We start from the raw sequence: 600 nt of genomic DNA on the forward strand, positions 1-600 counted from the left end.
GTGTCAGATTTTGCGTTTGCTTCACTGCCCGCACCCACCTGTTGTTTTAGAGCCACGTCTGCGAAAACCGCTTCGATCACAACATCAATGTGGTTGTAACTTGTAAAGTCTACGCCACCTGACAGTTGCAACATCTTCGCCTGTAAATCGGCTTTCGACAGGATGCGACGTTTGCGCTGCTTCTCAAACAACTTGTAGTTGTAGTTAAGCGCATTCAACACACCGTCATTGCTCACATCTTTGATTCGAACAGGCACGTTTGCTTTTGCAACCGTTACATGGCTGATCCCAGCGCCCATTAAGCCGCCACCAAGAACACCCACTTTTTTCACCGCTGCTGGCTGTGCATCCGTGCCGTGTTCCTTCTTCATTTCAGTTGTCGCGAAGAAGATAGAGCGCAATGCCTTCGATTCGGAGCTCATCACAAGCTCACCAAATCGTTTCGCTTCAAGCTCTTGCCCTTGTGCAAAGCCTTTTTCCAGACCGTGTTGAATCACTTCTAGAATCGCGACCGTTGCTGGATAGTTGCCACGGGTCTTCTGGTTGGTTTTCTTCGCAGCTTGTTCGAAAACGAGCTTACGACCTAACCCACTGCCCGAC

The 600-nt window shown here is 49.7% G+C and carries 1 protein-coding gene; it reads right to left on the minus strand.

All coding sequences use genetic code 11. From position 1 onward, the window contains the following. On the minus strand, nt 1-600 hold a 600-nt coding region (locus tag R8O11_RS29430), incomplete at both ends, for a 3-hydroxyacyl-CoA dehydrogenase NAD-binding domain-containing protein (RefSeq protein ID WP_318195149.1).

The sequence above is a fragment of the Vibrio sp. 1288 genome (genome assembly GCF_033344475.1).